Annotated in this window: 15 protein-coding genes; 5 read left to right on the plus strand and 10 right to left on the minus strand. The window is 66.9% G+C overall.

What is annotated here, in order from left to right:
- Window positions 1-132: 132 nt before the first annotated feature.
- Complete coding sequence (locus PRN20_RS05175; protein ID WP_273956005.1) at window positions 133-975, minus strand: hypothetical protein; 843 nt, start codon at window positions 973-975, stop codon at window positions 133-135.
- A 124-nt stretch (window positions 976-1,099) separates the two neighbouring features.
- On the opposite strand from PRN20_RS05175, the gene PRN20_RS05180 reads away from it, so the two are divergent.
- The 5 genes from PRN20_RS05180 (at window position 1,100) to PRN20_RS05200 (ending at window position 7,385) form a co-directional block, all read left to right on the plus strand.
- Entirely contained in the window at window positions 1,100-2,116 is a 1,017-nt protein-coding gene (locus PRN20_RS05180) for a flagellar hook-length control protein FliK (RefSeq protein ID WP_273956006.1), read from the plus strand.
- Window positions 2,113-2,391, plus strand: a complete 279-nt coding sequence (locus PRN20_RS05185; RefSeq protein WP_273956007.1) for an EscU/YscU/HrcU family type III secretion system export apparatus switch protein — start codon at window positions 2,113-2,115, stop codon at window positions 2,389-2,391. Before PRN20_RS05180 ends, PRN20_RS05185 begins: the two co-directional genes overlap by 4 nt.
- 57 nt (window positions 2,392-2,448) lie before the next feature.
- Complete coding sequence (locus tag PRN20_RS05190; RefSeq protein ID WP_273956008.1) at window positions 2,449-3,501, plus strand: D-TA family PLP-dependent enzyme; 1,053 nt, start codon at window positions 2,449-2,451, stop codon at window positions 3,499-3,501.
- 32 nt (window positions 3,502-3,533) lie between these two features.
- Window positions 3,534-5,474 carry a beta-N-acetylhexosaminidase gene (locus PRN20_RS05195; RefSeq protein ID WP_273956009.1) on the plus strand — a complete coding sequence of 647 codons (1,941 nt, stop codon included), beginning with the start codon at window positions 3,534-3,536 and terminating at the stop codon, window positions 5,472-5,474.
- 102 nt (window positions 5,475-5,576) lie between these two features.
- Window positions 5,577-7,385 carry a putative bifunctional diguanylate cyclase/phosphodiesterase gene (locus PRN20_RS05200; RefSeq protein WP_273956010.1) on the plus strand — a complete coding sequence of 603 codons (1,809 nt, stop codon included), beginning with the start codon at window positions 5,577-5,579 and terminating at the stop codon, window positions 7,383-7,385.
- Between the two features lie 183 nt (window positions 7,386-7,568).
- Here the strand turns inward: PRN20_RS05200 and PRN20_RS05205 are convergent, their stop codons facing one another.
- The 9 genes from PRN20_RS05205 to PRN20_RS05245 all read right to left on the minus strand — a co-directional run bounded on the left by PRN20_RS05205 (window position 7,569) and on the right by PRN20_RS05245 (window position 16,741).
- The gene (locus PRN20_RS05205) at window positions 7,569-8,543 is read right to left on the minus strand and encodes an ABC transporter substrate-binding protein (RefSeq protein ID WP_273956011.1); all 975 of its coding nucleotides are present in this window, start codon (window positions 8,541-8,543) and stop codon (window positions 7,569-7,571) included.
- Between the two features lie 20 nt (window positions 8,544-8,563).
- Entirely contained in the window at window positions 8,564-9,454 is an 891-nt protein-coding gene (locus PRN20_RS05210) for an ABC transporter permease (protein ID WP_337956234.1), read from the minus strand.
- Window positions 9,455-9,675: 221 nt separating this feature from the next.
- Window positions 9,676-10,560, minus strand: coding sequence for an ABC transporter permease (locus PRN20_RS05215; RefSeq protein ID WP_273956012.1), 885 nt, complete (start codon window positions 10,558-10,560; stop codon window positions 9,676-9,678).
- A gap of 3 nt (window positions 10,561-10,563) precedes the next feature.
- Window positions 10,564-11,364, minus strand: coding sequence for an ABC transporter ATP-binding protein (locus PRN20_RS05220; protein WP_273956013.1), 801 nt, complete (start codon window positions 11,362-11,364; stop codon window positions 10,564-10,566).
- 3 nt (window positions 11,365-11,367) lie between these two features.
- A complete protein-coding gene (gene hydA, locus PRN20_RS05225) occupies window positions 11,368-12,822 on the minus strand; it encodes a dihydropyrimidinase (RefSeq protein WP_273956014.1) in 1,455 nt (484 codons plus the stop codon).
- Entirely contained in the window at window positions 12,819-13,265 is a 447-nt protein-coding gene (locus PRN20_RS05230; RefSeq protein ID WP_273956015.1) for an endonuclease domain-containing protein, read from the minus strand. Before PRN20_RS05230 ends, hydA begins: the two co-directional genes overlap by 4 nt.
- Before the next feature lie 161 nt (window positions 13,266-13,426).
- Entirely contained in the window at window positions 13,427-14,677 is a 1,251-nt protein-coding gene (locus PRN20_RS05235) for a Zn-dependent hydrolase (RefSeq protein ID WP_273956016.1), read from the minus strand.
- 3 nt (window positions 14,678-14,680) lie between these two features.
- Window positions 14,681-15,115, minus strand: coding sequence for an endonuclease domain-containing protein (locus tag PRN20_RS05240; protein WP_443112529.1), 435 nt, complete (start codon window positions 15,113-15,115; stop codon window positions 14,681-14,683).
- A gap of 129 nt (window positions 15,116-15,244) precedes the next feature.
- Entirely contained in the window at window positions 15,245-16,741 is a 1,497-nt protein-coding gene (locus PRN20_RS05245) for a CoA-acylating methylmalonate-semialdehyde dehydrogenase (protein WP_273956018.1), read from the minus strand.
- Window positions 16,742-16,757: the final 16 nt, after the last annotated feature.

A 16,757-nucleotide genomic window follows, 5' to 3' on the forward strand; every position in this document is an offset into this window, starting at 1 on the left:
GACCTCTCCCCCCGAGGGAGAGGTGCGGGGCGGCGCGATCGTGCCAACGCACCACGTCTCCCTTCGGGGGAGAGGTCGCCGCGCAGCGGCGGGTGAGGGGGCCTTTCGCAGTCCTGCAACAGTTAACTCCCGTTAACCCGACTCCCTGCATGGTGGCGGCATGTCCGATGTCGCCACCCTCCTGGCCCAGTTGAGCGGCCGCGCCGAGCCTGCCGCCGATCCGGCCATGGCGGCAGTGCGGCTTGCCCGCGCCAGCCTCGATGCGCTGGTGCTGAAACTCGGCCAGACCATTGCCGCCAAAGTGGTAGCCGAACTGCCGGGCGGCTTCACCCAGCTCTCCTCTGGCAGCGACAACTTCGTGCTGAAGCTCGCAACGCCCCTGCCGGCCGGCACCCCCGTGAAGCTCACCGTCACCCCGACGCCCTCGGGCCAGCCGCAGGTGACAGTGACCCCGCTGCCGGCGCCGACGAGCAACTCACCACCCCCGGTGTCTGCCCCTCCCGCAACGCGGCCGCCCGCGACAACCTCGGTTCCACCTCCTCCCGTCGCCCAAAACCCCGTCGCAGCACCCCCACTGCCTTCCTCGCCACCAACTGCTTCCCCGGCACCGACCGTACCCCCGTCGCCCCCGGTACCCGCTCCAGTAGCCACCGCCGCTCCAGCTCCCGTGCCACCTTCCCAGCCTGCGGCATCTCCACTTCCCGTACCCACATCGACCTCGGCAACCATCCCGCACCAACCGCAGCCGGTTCCACCGCCCACGACCGGCCCGCTGCCCCAGATGCAGCCGTCACCAGCCCCACCGGCGATCACCCCCACGCCGCCAACTCCCGCGCCGATTGTGCCGACGCCGACCGCCACAGCACCGGCGCCGGCTCCACCACCCCAGATCGCCGCGCCGCCATCGCCTCCCGTCCAGCCAGCACCAGCCGTCGTCGTGGCCACAACGCAGCCCGCCATCGCAGCGCCAGCCACCCAGACCGCTCCGTCGCCAGGCTCACCGCCGATTGCGGCACCGGCGGTTCAGCCGCCACCGCTCGCCCAGGCACCATCCGCGCCGCCCTCCCAGCCGCTCCCGGCGACGCCGTCGCCCTATCCCGTGGCCGCGCGACCAACGACCACGTCGACGCCGTCGCAGCCCGTCACGACGCAATCGCTCCCGGCACAGCCCGCGCTCCCGCCAGCCCGCCCCGCCGCAGTCACCGCTCCTCCACCCCTCGCCCAGGTCCTCGCCGATCCGGTGCAGGCAGCAGCGCGGCAGGATAGTCTCGCGCCTCTCCTCGCCAAGGCCGCCTCGGTTCTCGCGGCACCTGCCGCTGCCGCATCGTTCCCGCGACCGGTCATCGAGGCCGTGGTCCGCCTCCTCGCCGTCCGGGTGGATCTCAACCGCGCGCCGCTCGACGGCAAGGCGCTGAAAGAGGCCGTGCTCAAGGCCGGCGTCCTGAGCGCGCCTGCACCGAGCCAGGGCAATGCCCGCTCGGCGCTCCTTGCCTTGCGTTCCGCCGCGCTCGGTTTCCTCGGCGGCGAAGTCGAGCCCGTTGCGCCCGTCGGCTCCCGGCCGCCGCCACCGCTCAAGGGCGAGCCGCCGCGTGCCCCCGAGCCACGCCTGGCCCTGCCGCAACTGGGCGAGGAGCCGGCCGAGACCGTGCGCCAGCTGCTCGGCCATACCGACAGCGCGCTCTCCCGCCTGAAGCTGCTCCAGCACGCCTCGTCCCCGCCCGATGCCCGGCCGGGCGCCGCTGCCCTCGCGAGCCCCGAGCTCCGCGTCGAAATCCCCCTGCAGCTCGGCGCCGAGACCGGCATCCTGCAACTGCTGGTCGAGCGCGACGGCCGCCGCAAGGCGACGCCGCGCGAACGCGGCTGGCGCATGCGCTTCGCCCTCAACTTCAGCGCCACCGGCGAGGTCGGCGCCGAGATCGCCCTGTTCGGCCGCGCCGCAAACATCGGCCTCTGGGCAGCTGAGCCCGCGACGGCCGCTGCCCTCGAAGCCATGCTGCCCGAGCTGGCGCCGGCCCTTGCCCGTCGCGGCCTCGAGGTCACCGGCCTCCACGTTCGTCGTGGCGCCCCCCGGCGCCAGTCCGCCGCCCCCGGCCAGCTCCTGGATAGCGCCCGATGAGCGACACGCCCGATCCGACCGTCAACCTCGCCGTCGCCCTCGACTACGAGCGCGGCACACGCGACGCCCCGCGTGTCATCGCCAAGGGACGGGGCGAGCTTGCCCGCCGCATCGTCGCTGTCGCCGGGGAGAGCGGTGTCGTCATCGACGCCAACGGCCCGCTGGCTGAAGCCCTGTCCGGTGTCGAACTCGACGAGGAGATTCCCATCGAGCTTTACGAAGCCGTGGCCGAGATCATCGGCTTCGTGCTGCGGGCTGCACACTCGCGCCAATAGCTTGCATTCTTGCCGGCTCCGGCGCCAATTGTCGGCCGCCAGTTCGGAGCCTTTGCCATGACCAAAATCGCAGATCTCGATACGCCCGTCGTCCTCATCGACATTGATCGGGTCGAAGCCAACCTGAAGCGCGCCCAGGAGCATGCCGACAAGGAAGGCTATGCGCTTCGCCCGCATATCAAGACGCACAAGCTGCCGCGCTTCGCCAAGCGCCAGATCGAGCTCGGCGCCGTCGGCATCACCGTGCAGAAGCTGGGCGAAGCCGAGGTCATGGCCGACGCCGGCATCACCGACCTCTTCCTGCCCTACAACATTCTCGGCGCGAAGAAGCTGGCCCGTCTCAAGGCCCTCAACGACCGCCTGACCATCGCCGTCACCGCCGACAGCCCCGACACCGTCGCCGGCTATGCCGCGACCTTCGCTTCCGGCAAGCCGCTCACCGTCCTCGTCGAATGCGACTCCGGCGGCGGCCGCTGCGGTGTGCAGACCCCCGCACAGGCGCTGGCCCTCGCGCGGCAGATCGAGCTTGCGCCCGGCCTCCGCTTCGGCGGGCTGATGACCTATCCGCCGCTCCACGGCGTCGACAAGTCCAACGCCTGGATCAACGACACTCTCGCGGTGTTCAAGGAGGCAGGCATTGCCGTGCCCAAGGTCACCTCCGGCAACAGCCCCGACATGTGGGCGCCGGGCGGCGGTCCGGTCACCGAACGCCGTCCCGGCACCTACATCTACTACGACCGCTTCCAGGTGCACGAGAAGGTGGCCAACCTCGACGATTGTGCCCTCACCGTCATGGCCACCGTCGTCAGCCGTCCCACCCCGACCCGCATCGTCATCGATGCCGGCTCCAAGTCGCTGACCTCGGATCTCCTCAACATGAATGGCTACGGCCTCGTCATGGGCACCGACCTCACCGTCAAGGGCCTGTCCGAGGAGCACGGCGTGATCGAGCTGCCGGTCGCCTCCGACTGGCCGCGCATCGGCGAGCGCCTGCGCATCATCCCCAACCACGCCTGCGTCGTCTCCAACCTGTTCGACACCGTCACGCTGATTTCGGGCGACGAAGTGCAGGAAACCGTGCCGGTTGCCGCTCGCGGACGAGTCGACTAGAACTTCCACCCGCAAGGGGGAGTGGTATCAAAATGGTCGCCGATTGGTATGATGGCCTGACGCTGTCCAGTGAGTGGCGACCAGCGGGCGAGGGGACAGCACCCCGCTATCGCCTGGTCCTGCGCAACGATGGCGCCCAGGCCCTGCGCGATTTCCGGCTCGGCATCTCGGGTCCGATGCGCATCAGCGACGATGCCGAGCTCATCGGCGGCAAGGTGATCTCGCAGTTGTCGAACTTCTGCGAGATCGCCCCGACCAGGGGCTTCGAGCTGAACCCCGGCGAAAGCTGGATCGTCGATATCCTCAAGCTCGACTTCCCCCTCCGCCACTGGACCGACGGCGTCACCACCGGGTTCCTCATTCTCGCCGATGGCAGCATCCGCTCACTGCGCACCATCCCGACGGCCCGCGAGGGCAGCGATGCGCCGCGCCTCAAGGGTACGGCGATCTTCGAGGTGCCAGAGGTTCCTCCCGTACCGGTCTCGATCGTGCCGTGGCCGAAGACGGTGGCCGTCTCCGGCCGCCGCACCGTGCCGTCGGGCCTCGCGCTCGTCGCCAACGGTGATTTCGGCAAGGCCGCAATCACCGCCTTCAGCAAGCTCACCGACCGTCTCTTTGCCGGCGAAGGCCTCGTCCGCCCCGCCCATGAGGGCGGTCTGCCGGTCGAACTAGTCGCCGGCCCCGGCGGCAAGGAAGGCTACGCCATCGAGTTTTCCGCCGAGCGCGTGCGCATCGCCGCGGAAACCGAGACGGGCGCACTCTACGGCCTGATCACCCTCGGGCAGGTCCTTCGCGGCGCCCGCCTCCACCTGCGCCAGTTCGACTTCCCGGTCGCCGGCCGCATCGAGGATGCACCGGCCATGCTCTGGCGCGGCTCGCATCTCGATGTGGCGCGCCGCGTCTACGCGCGCGACGAGGTCGAGCAGTTCCTCGCCGTCCTCGCCTGGAACAAGCTCAACGTCTTCCACTGGCATCTCAGCGACGACGAGGCCTGGCGCGTCGAGATCGAGGCCTATCCGCAGCTGACCGGCAAGGGCGCCTGGCGCGGCTACGGCATGACCGTGCCACCGCTGCTCGGCTCGGGTCCCGAGCGGACCGGCGGCTACTACACCAAGGCCGATATCCGCGCGATCGTCTCGCTCGCCGGCGAGTGGGGCATCGACGTGGTGCCCGAAATCGACGTGCCCGGCCATTGCTTTGCCATGCTGCAGGCCATTCCGGCCCTGCGCGATCCGGGCGAGAACGCGCCCTACCACTCGATCCAGAGCTTCCCCAACAACTGCCTCAACCCGGCAGTCGAGGCGACCTACGGCATCATCGAAACCATCTTCTCGGAGATGATCGAGCTCTTCCCCTCGCGCTATTTCCATGTCGGCGCCGACGAGGTGCCCGAGAATGCCTGGCACGCCTCGCCTGCCGCCAAGCGCATGCGCGCCGATCTCGGCGTGAGCGGCGCTGCGCCGCTCCAGGCCCGGTTCCTGCAGCGGCTGCAGGCCTACCTCACGGCGAGGGGCAAGATCACCGGCGCCTGGGAGGAAGCTTCCCATGGCGGTGGCATCGACAAGGCCAACTGCTATCTCGTCGGCTGGCGCACCACCGAAGGCAGCCAGCAACTCGCCGCCGAAGGCTACGATGTCGTCGTCGCGCCCGGCCAGGCCTACTATCTCGACATGGCCAACTCCGAGGATTGGCACGAGTGCGGCGCTGCCTGGGCCGGCTGGTCCTCGCCGGAAAAGACCTACCGCTATGAGCCTGCCGCGGGCTGGAGCGAGGCCGAGCGCAAGCGGCTCCTTGGCGTCCAGGCCTGCATCTGGTCCGAGCCGATGACCGACCGCGCCGTCTTCGACCGGCTGGTCTTTCCCCGCCTGTCGGCCATCGCCGAAACCGGCTGGAGCCATGATCGCGACTACGATCGTTTCAAGTCGCTGGTCGGCCTGATGCCCAATCTCTACGGGGGCTACGAGGGGTTCTGAGGGCTCGCGGCGTATCGCGCGGATACGGCGCGCATAACCGAGTCTTTACTGCCGCGACGATAGCGTGGGAAACGCCTTCCCAAGCCATCGGGGCCTCATCTCTTGCCCAAGACCGGCGCTACGACCGGACTGCCGCCCGAGGATCCACCGTCTCCGCCATCCGGCGCCGAGACGGCAGTGGTCCGCCTCGAGGGCAACGAGGCGCATCTGCGCGGCTCGCTCGAAACGCTCGAGCTCAGGGTCCGCGCCATCCTCGACAATCTCGCGCACGGGCTGTCGCTCTACGACAGCCAGGGCCGGCTCGTGCTCTGCAACCAGCAGTTCCTCGATATCTACCGGCTGGGCCCCCAGTTCGGCCGGCCGGGAACGACCTTTCGCGAAATCCTCGAGGCGCGCATCGCCGGCAACACCCATGTGGGCGACGACCCCGGCGGCTATCTCGCCGACCGTCTCTCGGCCGTCAGCGAAAGCCGGACGCTTGGCGGCATCCACCGGCTCAATTCCGGCCAGGTGATCTCGATGACCCACACACCGCTGGCGGACGGCGGCTGGGTCTCGACCCACAAGGACGTGACCGAACTGCACAACATGCAGGCCGAGCTCACCCATCTCGCCTACCACGACGCGCTGACCGGCCTGCCCAACCGCACCCTGTTCTATCGCCGGCTTGGGAACGCCGTCGGCAACGTCACTCCTCGGTCGGGCTGTGCCGTCCTCTGCCTCGATCTCGATGGCTTCAAGCCGATCAACGATTCCCTCGGCCACGCGGCGGGTGACACGCTCCTCCGCCAGTTTGCCGAACGCCTCAGCAGCTCTCTCGGTCCCGAGGATTCGGCCGCCCGCATGGGCGGCGACGAGTTCGCCGTCCTGCATCACGGCTCGGTTGCATCGGCCACCGCCGTCGCCACGCGGATCACCGACGCCATGCAGCATCCCTTCGATCTCGATGGCGATGTGGTCAGCATGGCCGTGAGCGTCGGCCTCGCCGCGACCGAAGACAACGGGACCGATACCGACACCCTGCTGCACCAGGCCGACCTCGCCCTCTACGCGGCCAAGCGCGAGCGCCACGGCGGCATCCGGTGCTTCGAGCCCGATCTCGACCAGGCCATGGCCGACCGGCGTCGGCTCGAGGTCGATCTCAAGCGCGCGCTCGAACATCGGGAGTTCGAACTCCACTTCCAGCCCATGCTGGATCTGTCCCTGCAGGAATTCACCGGCTTCGAAGCCCTGCTGCGCTGGCGCCATCCCGAGCGCGGGCTCGTGTCGCCGGCCGAGTTCATTCCGGTGGCCGAGGAAACGGGGCTCATCGTCCCCATCGGCGATTGGGTTCTCCGGCAGGCCCTCGCCGAGGCGTCGCGCTGGCCGGCCGGGTTGCGCATCGCCGTGAACGTCTCGTCGGCCCAGTTGATCCGCGGCAGCCTCGTCACCACGCTCATGCAGGCGCTCGCCAGTTCGGGCATCGCCCACGACCGCGTCGAGCTCGAGATCACCGAGTCGGTCTTTCTCGCCAACTCCGAGCAGAGCCTCGATACCCTGCGCCAGCTGCGCAGCCTCGGCGTGCGCATCGCCCTCGACGATTTCGGCACCGGCTATTCCGCGCTCGGCTACCTGCTCGCCTTCCCCTTCGACCGCATCAAGATCGACGGCGCCTTCGTTCGCGCCCTCTCGAGCACCGACGATGCCAAGACCATCGTCGCCGCCGTCGCCGATATCGGCGCCCGCCTCGGCATGCAGACCACCGCCGAAGGCATCGAAACCGCCGACCAGCTCCGCGCCGTCCACGCCGCGGGCTACTCCGAAGCACAAGGCTTCCTGCTCTCCCGCCCCATGACGCGCGAAGCCGTCCACCGCATGCTCGCCGCCGCCTATGACGTCGTGTCCGCGACCCCCGAGCTGCTGGCCGGTTAGGCGTCCCGCACCATCCCGGCGCAGGTGCAGCAACAAGCACCGCCCACGCTGAAAACCTCCGTCATCCCCGGGCTCGACCCGGGGACCCATGTCACCCGCACCAGACATGCGAACGGCAGCTGGCACCCGCAAAAGCAAAAGGCGGGGATCGCTCCCCGCCCTCTCAAATCATGACCAGTCAGCTCAGAGCTTGTCGGTGATCTCGCTCGTGTAGGCGCCCGACGGCTGGTTCTTGATGATCTTCTGGTCGAGCAGCGCCTTCTCGGTGCGGTTGTACGCGTCCATGTTGAGCTTGAAGTCGCTGGCGTCGACCAGCTTGGCCACTTCGCCCATCATGTACTTCTGGTGCGCGAGCGTCTGGGCGCCCGACTCGTCGTTGTCGATGACGATCTGGGCCGCCTCATCGGGATGCTCGATCGCATACTGCCAGCCCTTCTGCGAGGCGCGGACGAAGCGCACCATCTTGTCGGCGAATGCCGGGTCGGCGAGCTTGTCCTCCATCGCATAGAGGCCGTCCTCGAGCAGGTCGTTGCCGAGCTCGGTGTAGTTGAAGACGACCAGCTTATCGAGCGTGAAGCCGGCGTCGATCGCCTGGCCGAGCTCGTTATAGGTCATCACCGAGATACAGTCGGCCTGCTTCTGGACCAGCGGCGACACGTCGAAGCTCTGCTTGAGGACGTTCACGCCATCGGGGCCGCCCTCGGTCGGAATGCCGAGCTTGTTCATCCAGGCGTAGAACGGATACTCGTTGCCGAAGAACCAGACGCCGAGCGTGCGGCCCTTGAAGTCGGCTTCGGTCTGTACCGGGCCGTCCTTGGGGCAGATCATGAGGAGGCCGGATTTCTTGTACGGCTGCGCGATGTTGACGAGGCCGACGCCCTGTTCGCGTGCTGCCAGCGCGCCGCCCATCCAGTCGACGATCACATCGGCGCCGCCGCCGGCGATCACCTGCTCGGGCGCGACGTCCGGGCCACCCGGCTTGATCGTGATGTCGATGCCTTCATCGGTGTAGAAGCCCTTGTCCTTGGCGACGTAATAGCCGGCGAACTGCGCCTGCGTTACCCACTTGAGCTGCAGCGTGACCGGGTCAGCCGCGAAGGTCGCCGAAGCGCCGAGCGCCATGGCGCCGGCCAGCAACCCAACCAGAAGCTTGTTCATTCTCGTTCCCTCATTCCCTGTTACGCCCGACCACCACGGACGGACGGATGCCAGAAGGTGACTGCCCTCTCGATGAGCGCCACCACCCAGTAGAAGACAGAGCCCGCTAACGCCGCCACGGCGATCTCTGCCCAGACCATCTCGACATTGAGCTTGCCGATCTCACTCGAGATGCGAAAGCCCATGCCGACGATGGGTGTCCCAAAAAACTCGGCCACGATTGCGCCGATCAGCGCCAGTGTCGAGTTGATCTTCAACGCGTTGAAGATGAACGGCGCCGCAGCCGGCAGCCTGAGCTTGAACAGCGTCGACCAATACCCGGATGCGTACGTGCGCATCAGGTCGCGCTCCATGTGGCCGGCGACGTTCAGGCCCGCCACCGTGTTCACCAGCATGGGGAAGAACGTCATGATGACGACGACGGCCGCCTTGCTCGGCCAGTCGAAACCGAACCACATGACCATGATCGGCGCGATGCCGATGAGCGGCAGCGCCGAGATGAAGTTGCCCAGCGGCAGCAGCCCGCGCTTCAGGAACGGCGAGCGGTCGATCGCGATGGCAACGAGGAAGCCCGCCCCGCAGCCCAGCACATAGCCGGCCAGCACCGCCTTGAGGAAGGTCTGCTGGAAGTCCGCCGCGATCTTGGGAATGTTGTCGATGAGGCTCGTCCAGATGCCGGAAGGCGAGGGGAGCAGCACCTTGGGCACGTTCCCGCCCCGCGTGATCGCCTCCCAGGCCACGACGATGGTGAGCCCGAAGACGACGGGAATGAGCACGCCCGCCACCTCCCGCACCTTGTCGGCGCTGATCGCGCTGGAGAGCCGCTCGGCAAACAGCCAGGCGAACAGCCAGGCCGAAACCAGCGCGAACCAGTAGCCCGGCTCGCCCTGCTGCAGCGTGTCGAGCGCCATTATCAACCCGATCGCGCCGAGCGCCGCGAGCCCGCCATCGATCCAGTAGGAGAGCGCCAGGCGGAAGCGCGCGAGGCTGAGGAGTGCGAGGACGAGGAACACGCCGACAACCGGGAACTCCCACACCGGCAGCGGCGCCCCCTCGGTCGAGGCGAAATCGAAGATCAGCGCCAACAGCGCAAAGCCCGACGCAAAAGCCGCGAGGAGGCGCTGGAACATGCTCATGCCCGCGCCCCCAGTGCCGTATTGGTCACCCGCTCCGCAAGGCTCACCAGCGCAATCAGTGCACCAGCCAGCAGCGCCGCAGCCAGCAGGGCCGACCAGATCTGGATCGTCTGCCCATAGTACGAGCCGGCCAGGAGCCGCGCGCCGATCCCGTTGCTCGTGCCCGCCGGCAATTCGCCCACGATGGCCCCGACAAGGCTCGCCGCCACGCCCACCTTCATCGAGGTGAACAGGTAGGGCAGGGCAATCGGCCAGCGCAGCTTGGTGAACACCTCGAAGCGCGAGGCATTGTAGGTCCGCATCAGGTCGAGCTGGATCTGCTCGGGGCTGCGGAAGCCCTTCACCATGCCCACGACGACCGGGAAGAAGCTCAGATAGGTCGAGATCAGCGCCTTGGGGATCAACCCCGAAATGCCCACTGCGTTCAGCACCACGATCACCATCGGCGCGATGGCGAGGATCGGGATGGTCTGGCTGGCGATGATCCACGGCATCAGCGAGCGATCCATCGCCTGGTTGTGGACGATGAACACCGCCAGCCCGATGCCGAACACCGTGCCCATGATGAACCCGAGCAGCGTCGCCGAGAGCGTCTGCCAGCCATGGTAGACGAGGCTGCGCTTCGATGTGACGGCCTGCTCGACCGTGGTCTTCCAGAACTCGCCGACGATCTGATGCGGGGCCGGCAGCAGCGGCTTCTCCGCGTTCAGCACATCATTGAGCTGCTGGCCGAAGCTGACATTGCTCACGTCGGTGCGCTGGTAGAAATCCGACATCCCCTGCCAGTTCATCAGCACCGCCGCCACGTACCAGACGACGATCAGCCCCGCGAGCACGATCAGGATCGGAACGAGACTGCCCTCCCTCAAGGATCTGCCCATCCCCTACACCTCGTAGGAATGGCCGGCCCGCAATCCCTCGCGGACCCGGTGCGCGATCTCGAGGAACTCGGGCGTCTCGCGGATTTCGAGCGGGCGCTCGGCTGGCAACGTGCTCTCGATGATGTCGGTGACGCGACCCGGGCGGGGCGACATCACCACGATCTTGGTCGAGAGGTACACGGCCTCGGGGATGGAGTGCGTCACGAACGCGATGGTCTTCCGCGTCGAGGCCCAGAGCTTCAACAGCTCCGAGTTGAGGTGGTCGCGCACGATCTCGTCGAGCGCGCCGAACGGCTCATCCATCAGCAACAGGTCGGCATCGAATGCGAGCGCCCGCGCGATCGAAGCGCGCTGCTGCATGCCGCCCGAGAGCTGCCAGGGGAACTTCTTCTCGAACCCATCGAGGTTGACGAGCTTCATCGTGCGCGCAATGCGCTCGCGGCGCTCGGCCTCGCTATAGCCCATGATTTCCAGCGGCAGCGCCACGTTCTTTTCGATCGTCCGCCATGGGAACAGGGCCGGCGCCTGGAACACGTAGCCATACGAGCGGTTGACCCGCGCATCAGCCGGCGACGTGCCATTGACCGTGATCGAACCCGATGTCGGCTGTTCGAGGTCGGCGATGACGCGCAGGAACGTCGTCTTGCCGCAGCCCGATGGGCCGATGAACGAGACGAATTCCCCGCGCTTGATGTCCAGGTTGACATCCGACAGCGCCACCACGTCGCCGTCCGCTGTCTTGAAGGTCAGGCCGAGACCCTTGGCCTCGACCACGCTTTGCGATTTGCCCCCGTCAGTCGTCAAACTTCAAACCCCGCTCTGCGGAATGCCAGTGCGCTCGATCTTGCGCGGAGCCGTGATTTCCTTCCACTGGCTCAGTGCCCGGTTCACAGGGTTCTTGGCCTCGCGCGCGACGAATTCGCCATGCCCGGGCTCATTCGACACCGTCCCCTCGGTCACCGCAACCTTGCCGCGGGTCAGCGTGAAGCGCGGCAGGCCCGTCACCTCGATTCCCTCGAACACGTTGTAGTCGATGATCGATTGCTGCGTCTTGGCCGCGATGGTCTTCTTCCGCTTGGGATCCCAGACCACGATGTCCGCATCGGCCCCGACGAGGATCGCGCCCTTCCTGGGGTACATGTTGAGGATCTTGGCGATGTTGGTCGAGGTCACCGCCACGAATTCGTTCGGCGTGAGCCGGCCGGTATTGACGCCCTTCGTCCACAGCACCGGCATCCGGTCCTCGAGCCCGCCCGTGCCGTTCGGGATCTTGGCGAAGTTGCCGATGCCCGTGCGCTTCTGCTCGGTGGTGAAGGCGCAATGGTCGGTCGCCACCACCTGCAGCGAGCCCGAAGCGAGCCCGGCCCATAGCGAATCCTGATGCTGCTTGTTGCGGAATGGCGGGCTCATCACCCGGCGCGCCGCATAGTCCCAGTCCTTGTTGAAATACTCGGTCTCGTCGAGCACGAGATGCTGGATCAGCGGCTCGCCATAGACGCGCATCCCCTTGCTCCGCGCCCGGCGGATCGCCTCATGCGCCTGCTCGCACGAGGTGTGCACGATATAGACAGGCACCCCCGCCATGTCGGCGATCATGATCGCCCGGTTGGTCGCCTCGCCCTCCACCTCGGGCGGCCGCGAATAGGCATGCGCCTCCGGCCCGTTGTTGCCGGCGTCGAGCAGCTTCTGCGTCATAGTCGCGACCACGTCGCCATTCTCGGCATGCACGAGGGGCAGGGCGCCGAGGTCCGCGCAGCGCTGGAACGAGGCGAACATCTCGTCGTCGTTCACCATCAGCGCGCCCTTGTAGGCCATGAAGTGCTTGAACGAGGTGATGCCGCGATCGACGACCTCGGCCATCTCGTTGAACACCTGCTCGCCCCACCATGTGATCGCCATGTGGAACGAGTAGTCGCACGATGCCTTGGAGGTCTTGTTGTCCCACATCTGCAGCGCTTCGAGCAGCGACTGGTTGGGGTTCGGCAGGCAGAAATCCACCACCATCGTGGTGCCCCCGCTCAGCGCCGCCCGCGTCCCGCTCTCGAAATCGTCGGTCGAGTAGGTCCCCATGAACGGCATCTCGAGATGCGTATGCGGATCGATCCCGCCCGGCATCACATAGCAGCCCGAGGCATCGAGGATTTCTCCCCCCGTCAGGTTCTGCCCGATCTCGGTGATCTTCCCGTCCTCGATACGGACATCGGCCGCATAGGTGAGATCGGCGGTAACGACGGTGCCGTTCTTGATGATTTTGCTGGTCATTCGAGTTCCCCTGTCATTCGAGTGTGCCCCCGGGCCACCTCTCCCTTGGGGGAGAGGTCGGATTTCGCGAAGCGAAGTCCGGGTGAGGGGGCCTTCTCCAGCCTGTCGGCGATAACCTGCAGCACGCCGTCGATGTTCGTCAGAACGTCTGAGTTCCAGAAGCGCACGACTCGATAGCCATGCTGGCTCAGCACTTCGGTCCGCCCCGCGTCTGCTAGGACACCGTCAGCGGTGCCATGCTGCCCGCCATCGAGTTCCACGATCAAGTCGCGTTCGCGGCAGGCGAAGTCGACGACGTACGAACCCACCGGCTGCTGGCGCACGAACTTGCAGCCCAGCAGCTGTCTATCCCGCAGTCGGTACCAGAGCTTGCGCTCGGCATCCGTCGAGTTTTCCCTGAGGGAACGGGCACGCGCGACGAACCTGCTCTTGAGCGTCCCCATAAGGCCCCCTCACCCGGCGCTACGCGCCGACCTCTCCCCCAAGGGAGAGGTGGAGCCGCGGCACGATCTGGCCCTCCCGTCACCTCTCCCTTGGGGGAGAGGTCGGATCGCGTGAGCGATCCGGGTGAGGGGGCCTTTCGTTGATTGGGTGGAAACTAACCTCACCCCACGATCTCCGCCGTCTCCAGCACCGCGCGCAGCAGCACATCCGTCCCCGCCGCGGCCCATTCCTTCGAAATCTCTTCCGCCTCGTTGTGGCTCAGTCCATCCACGCACGGGCACATGATCATCGCCGACGGCGCCACGCGGTTGATCCAGCACGCGTCATGCCCCGCCCCCGAGACGATATCGCGATACGAGTACCCCAGCTCCTTCGCCGCGGCCCGAACATTTCCCACCAGCGTTTTGTCAAATGTCACCGGGTCGAAATGCCCGACCTGCTCGACCTCGAAGCCGATATCCAGCCCCTCGGCGATATTCTCGATGCCGTAGCGGATGCGCTCGTCCATCTCGTCGAGCACCTCCTTGTTCGGTGAGCGGATATCGATCGTGAACACCGCCTTGCCGGCGATGATGTTGCGCGAGTTCGGGTAGACCTGGATGTGCCCCACCGCGCCGACGGCATCGGGCTGGTAGTCCATCGCCACCTCGTGCACCAGCTCGATCACCCGTGCCATGCCGAGGCTGGCATTGCGCCGCTTCGGCATCGGAGTGGAGCCGGTATGGGCCTCCTTGCCGGTCAGCGTCACCTGCAGCCACTTGAGCCCCTGGCCGTGCGTCACCACGCCGATATCGATGCCCTCGTCCTCGAGGATCGGCCCCTGCTCGATATGGAGCTCGTAATACGCGTGAATCTTCCGCGCCCCGACCACCTCGTCGCCGCGCCAGCCGATCCGCTCCAGCTCCTCGCCGAACGTCTTCCCGTCCTTGTCCTTGTGCGTATAGACGTCGGCCTGATCCAGCACCCCGGCGAATACGCCGGATGCCATCATCGCCGGCGCAAACCGCGCCCCTTCCTCATTGGTCCAGTTCACCACCACGATCGGGCGCTTGGTCCGGATGTCGAGGTCGTTGAGCGTCCGGATCACCTCGAGCCCGCCCAGCACCCCGAGCACCCCGTCATAGCGTCCGCCGGTCGGCTGCGTGTCGAGATGGCTGCCGACATAAACCGGATCGAGCCCCGGCTCGGTGCCCTCGCGCCGCGCGAACATGGTGCCCATCTGGTCGAGCCCCATCTCCATCCCGGCCGCCTCGCACCACCGCTTGAACAGCGCCCGGCCCTTGGCATCGTCATCCGTCACCGTCTGCCGATTGCTGCCGCCCGCAACCCCCGGACCGATCTCGGCCAGTTCGTGAATGGAGCTCCAAAGGCGCTCGGGGTCGATACGGAGGTTTTCGCCAGGAGCTGCCATAGGTCAGTCTTTCTGTGAGGTCGCAGTCAGGTCCCCTCGCCCCTCTGGGGAGAGGGTGGCTGGCGCAAAGCGCCAGTCGGGTGAGGGGCAGTTGCGCAAGGTCAGGAGCAGCGCCTGCAGAACGCCGTCAGTATTGTCGAGGACTTCATTGTTCCAGAAGCGGAGTACCGAAAAGCCCTGTTCGTTCAGGTAGCGCGTTCGGCGCGCGTCGTTCGCCGATACCGAATGCTGGCCGCCATCCACTTCCACAACAAGCATTGCATCGCGGCACACGAAGTCAGCAAAGTATGGGCCGATCGCGTACTGACGGACGAACTTGAACCCTTCCAGCCGACGGTCGCGCACACGGGACCACAGGCGCGACTCGGCATCAGTCGGTTGGGCCCTTAGCCCTCGCGCCCGCTTCCGAATCTCTGGGTCCCCGTGGCTGCCCCTCACCCTGACCCTCTCCCCGGCGGGGAGAGGGGACGCGCCTTGCACTGCCGGTGCCCCATCGCCCCCTCTCCCCTCTGGGGAGAGGGCCGGGGTGAGGGGCAGACCAGCAATGCCAGCGCTTATCCGCATCGCTTACTTCATGCTCGGGAAGGTAAACTCAGCCCCGCTCTTGATCCCCGCGGGCCAGCGCGTCGTCACGGTCTTGAGCCGCGTGTAGAAGTGCACACCCTCCGGCCCATAAATCCCGTGGTCGCCGAAAATGCTGCGCTTCCAGCCGCCGAACGAGTGGTAGGCCACCGGCACCGGGATCGGCACGTTGATGCCGACCATGCCCACTTCGATCTTGTCGGCAAAATCGCGTGCGGCGTCGCCGTCGCGGGTGAAGATCGCGGTGCCGTTGGCATATTCGTGCCCGTGGATCAGGTCGACCGCATCCTGGTAGCTCTGCGCCCGCACCACCGAGAGCACCGGCCCGAAGATCTCCTCGCGGTAGATCTTCATGTCCGGCTTCACATGGTCGAACAGCGTGCCGCCGACGAAAAAGCCGTTCTCATAACCCTGCAGCTTGAAGCCGCGGCCGTCCACCACCAGCTCTGCCCCGGCTTCGACGCCGGAGTCGATGTAGCCGACGATCTTGTCGCGCTGCGCCTTGGAAACGATCGGGCCCATCTGCGCGTCCTTGTCGGTCGCGGGGCCGATCTTCAGAGCCTCGACGCGCGGCTTCAGCCGGGCGATCAGCGCGTCCGCGGTCTTGTCGCCCACCGGCACCGCCACCGAGATCGCCATGCAGCGCTCGCCGGCCGAGCCGTAGCCCGCGCCCATCAGCGCATCGGCCGCCTGGTCCATGTCGGCGTCGGGCAGGACGATCATGTGGTTCTTGGCGCCGCCCAGCGCCTGCACGCGCTTGCCGGCCTGCGTACCGCGTCGATAGACGTACTCGGCGATCGGCGTCGAGCCGACAAAGCTCACCGCCTTGATGTCGGGGTGGTCGAGAATGGTGTCGACCGCTTCCTTGTCGCCATGGACGACGTTCAGCACGCCGTCCGGCAGGCCCGCATCCATCAAGAGCTGCCAGGCGAACATCGGCGCACTCGGATCACGCTCGCTCGGCTTCAGGACAAACGTGTTCCCGCAGGCGATCGCCAGCGGATACATCCACATCGGCACCATGGCGGGGAAGTTGAACGGCGTGATGCCGGCGACGACGCCCAGCGGCTGCCGGTCGGAATAGCTGTCGATGTTCGGGCCGACATTGCGGCTGAACTCGCCCTTCAGGAGCTGCGGGATACCGCAGGCGAAGTCGACGCAGTCGATGCCGCGCGCCAGCTCGCCCAGCGCATCGTCATGCACCTTGCCGTGCTCGCGGCTGATGTGCTCGGCCAGCTCGTCGGCATGCTTTTCGAGCAGCTCCTTGAACTTGAACATCACCCGCGCCCGCTTCATCGGCGTGGTGGCGGCCCAGGCGGGCAGGGCTTTCTTGGCCGCGGCGACCGCGGCGTTGATCTCGTCGACGCTCGACAGCGGCAGCGTCGCGATGGCCTCGCCGGTGGCCGGGTTGAACACCGGCTGCGTGCGGCTGCTGGTCGAGGTGACGAGCTTGCCACCGATGGCGTTCTGAATCGTCTGCATCACATGTCTCCGCCTG

The sequence above is a fragment of the Devosia sp. ZB163 genome (assembly GCF_028613635.1).
In the GTDB taxonomy this organism is placed as follows: Bacteria; Pseudomonadota; Alphaproteobacteria; order Rhizobiales; family Devosiaceae; genus Devosia_A.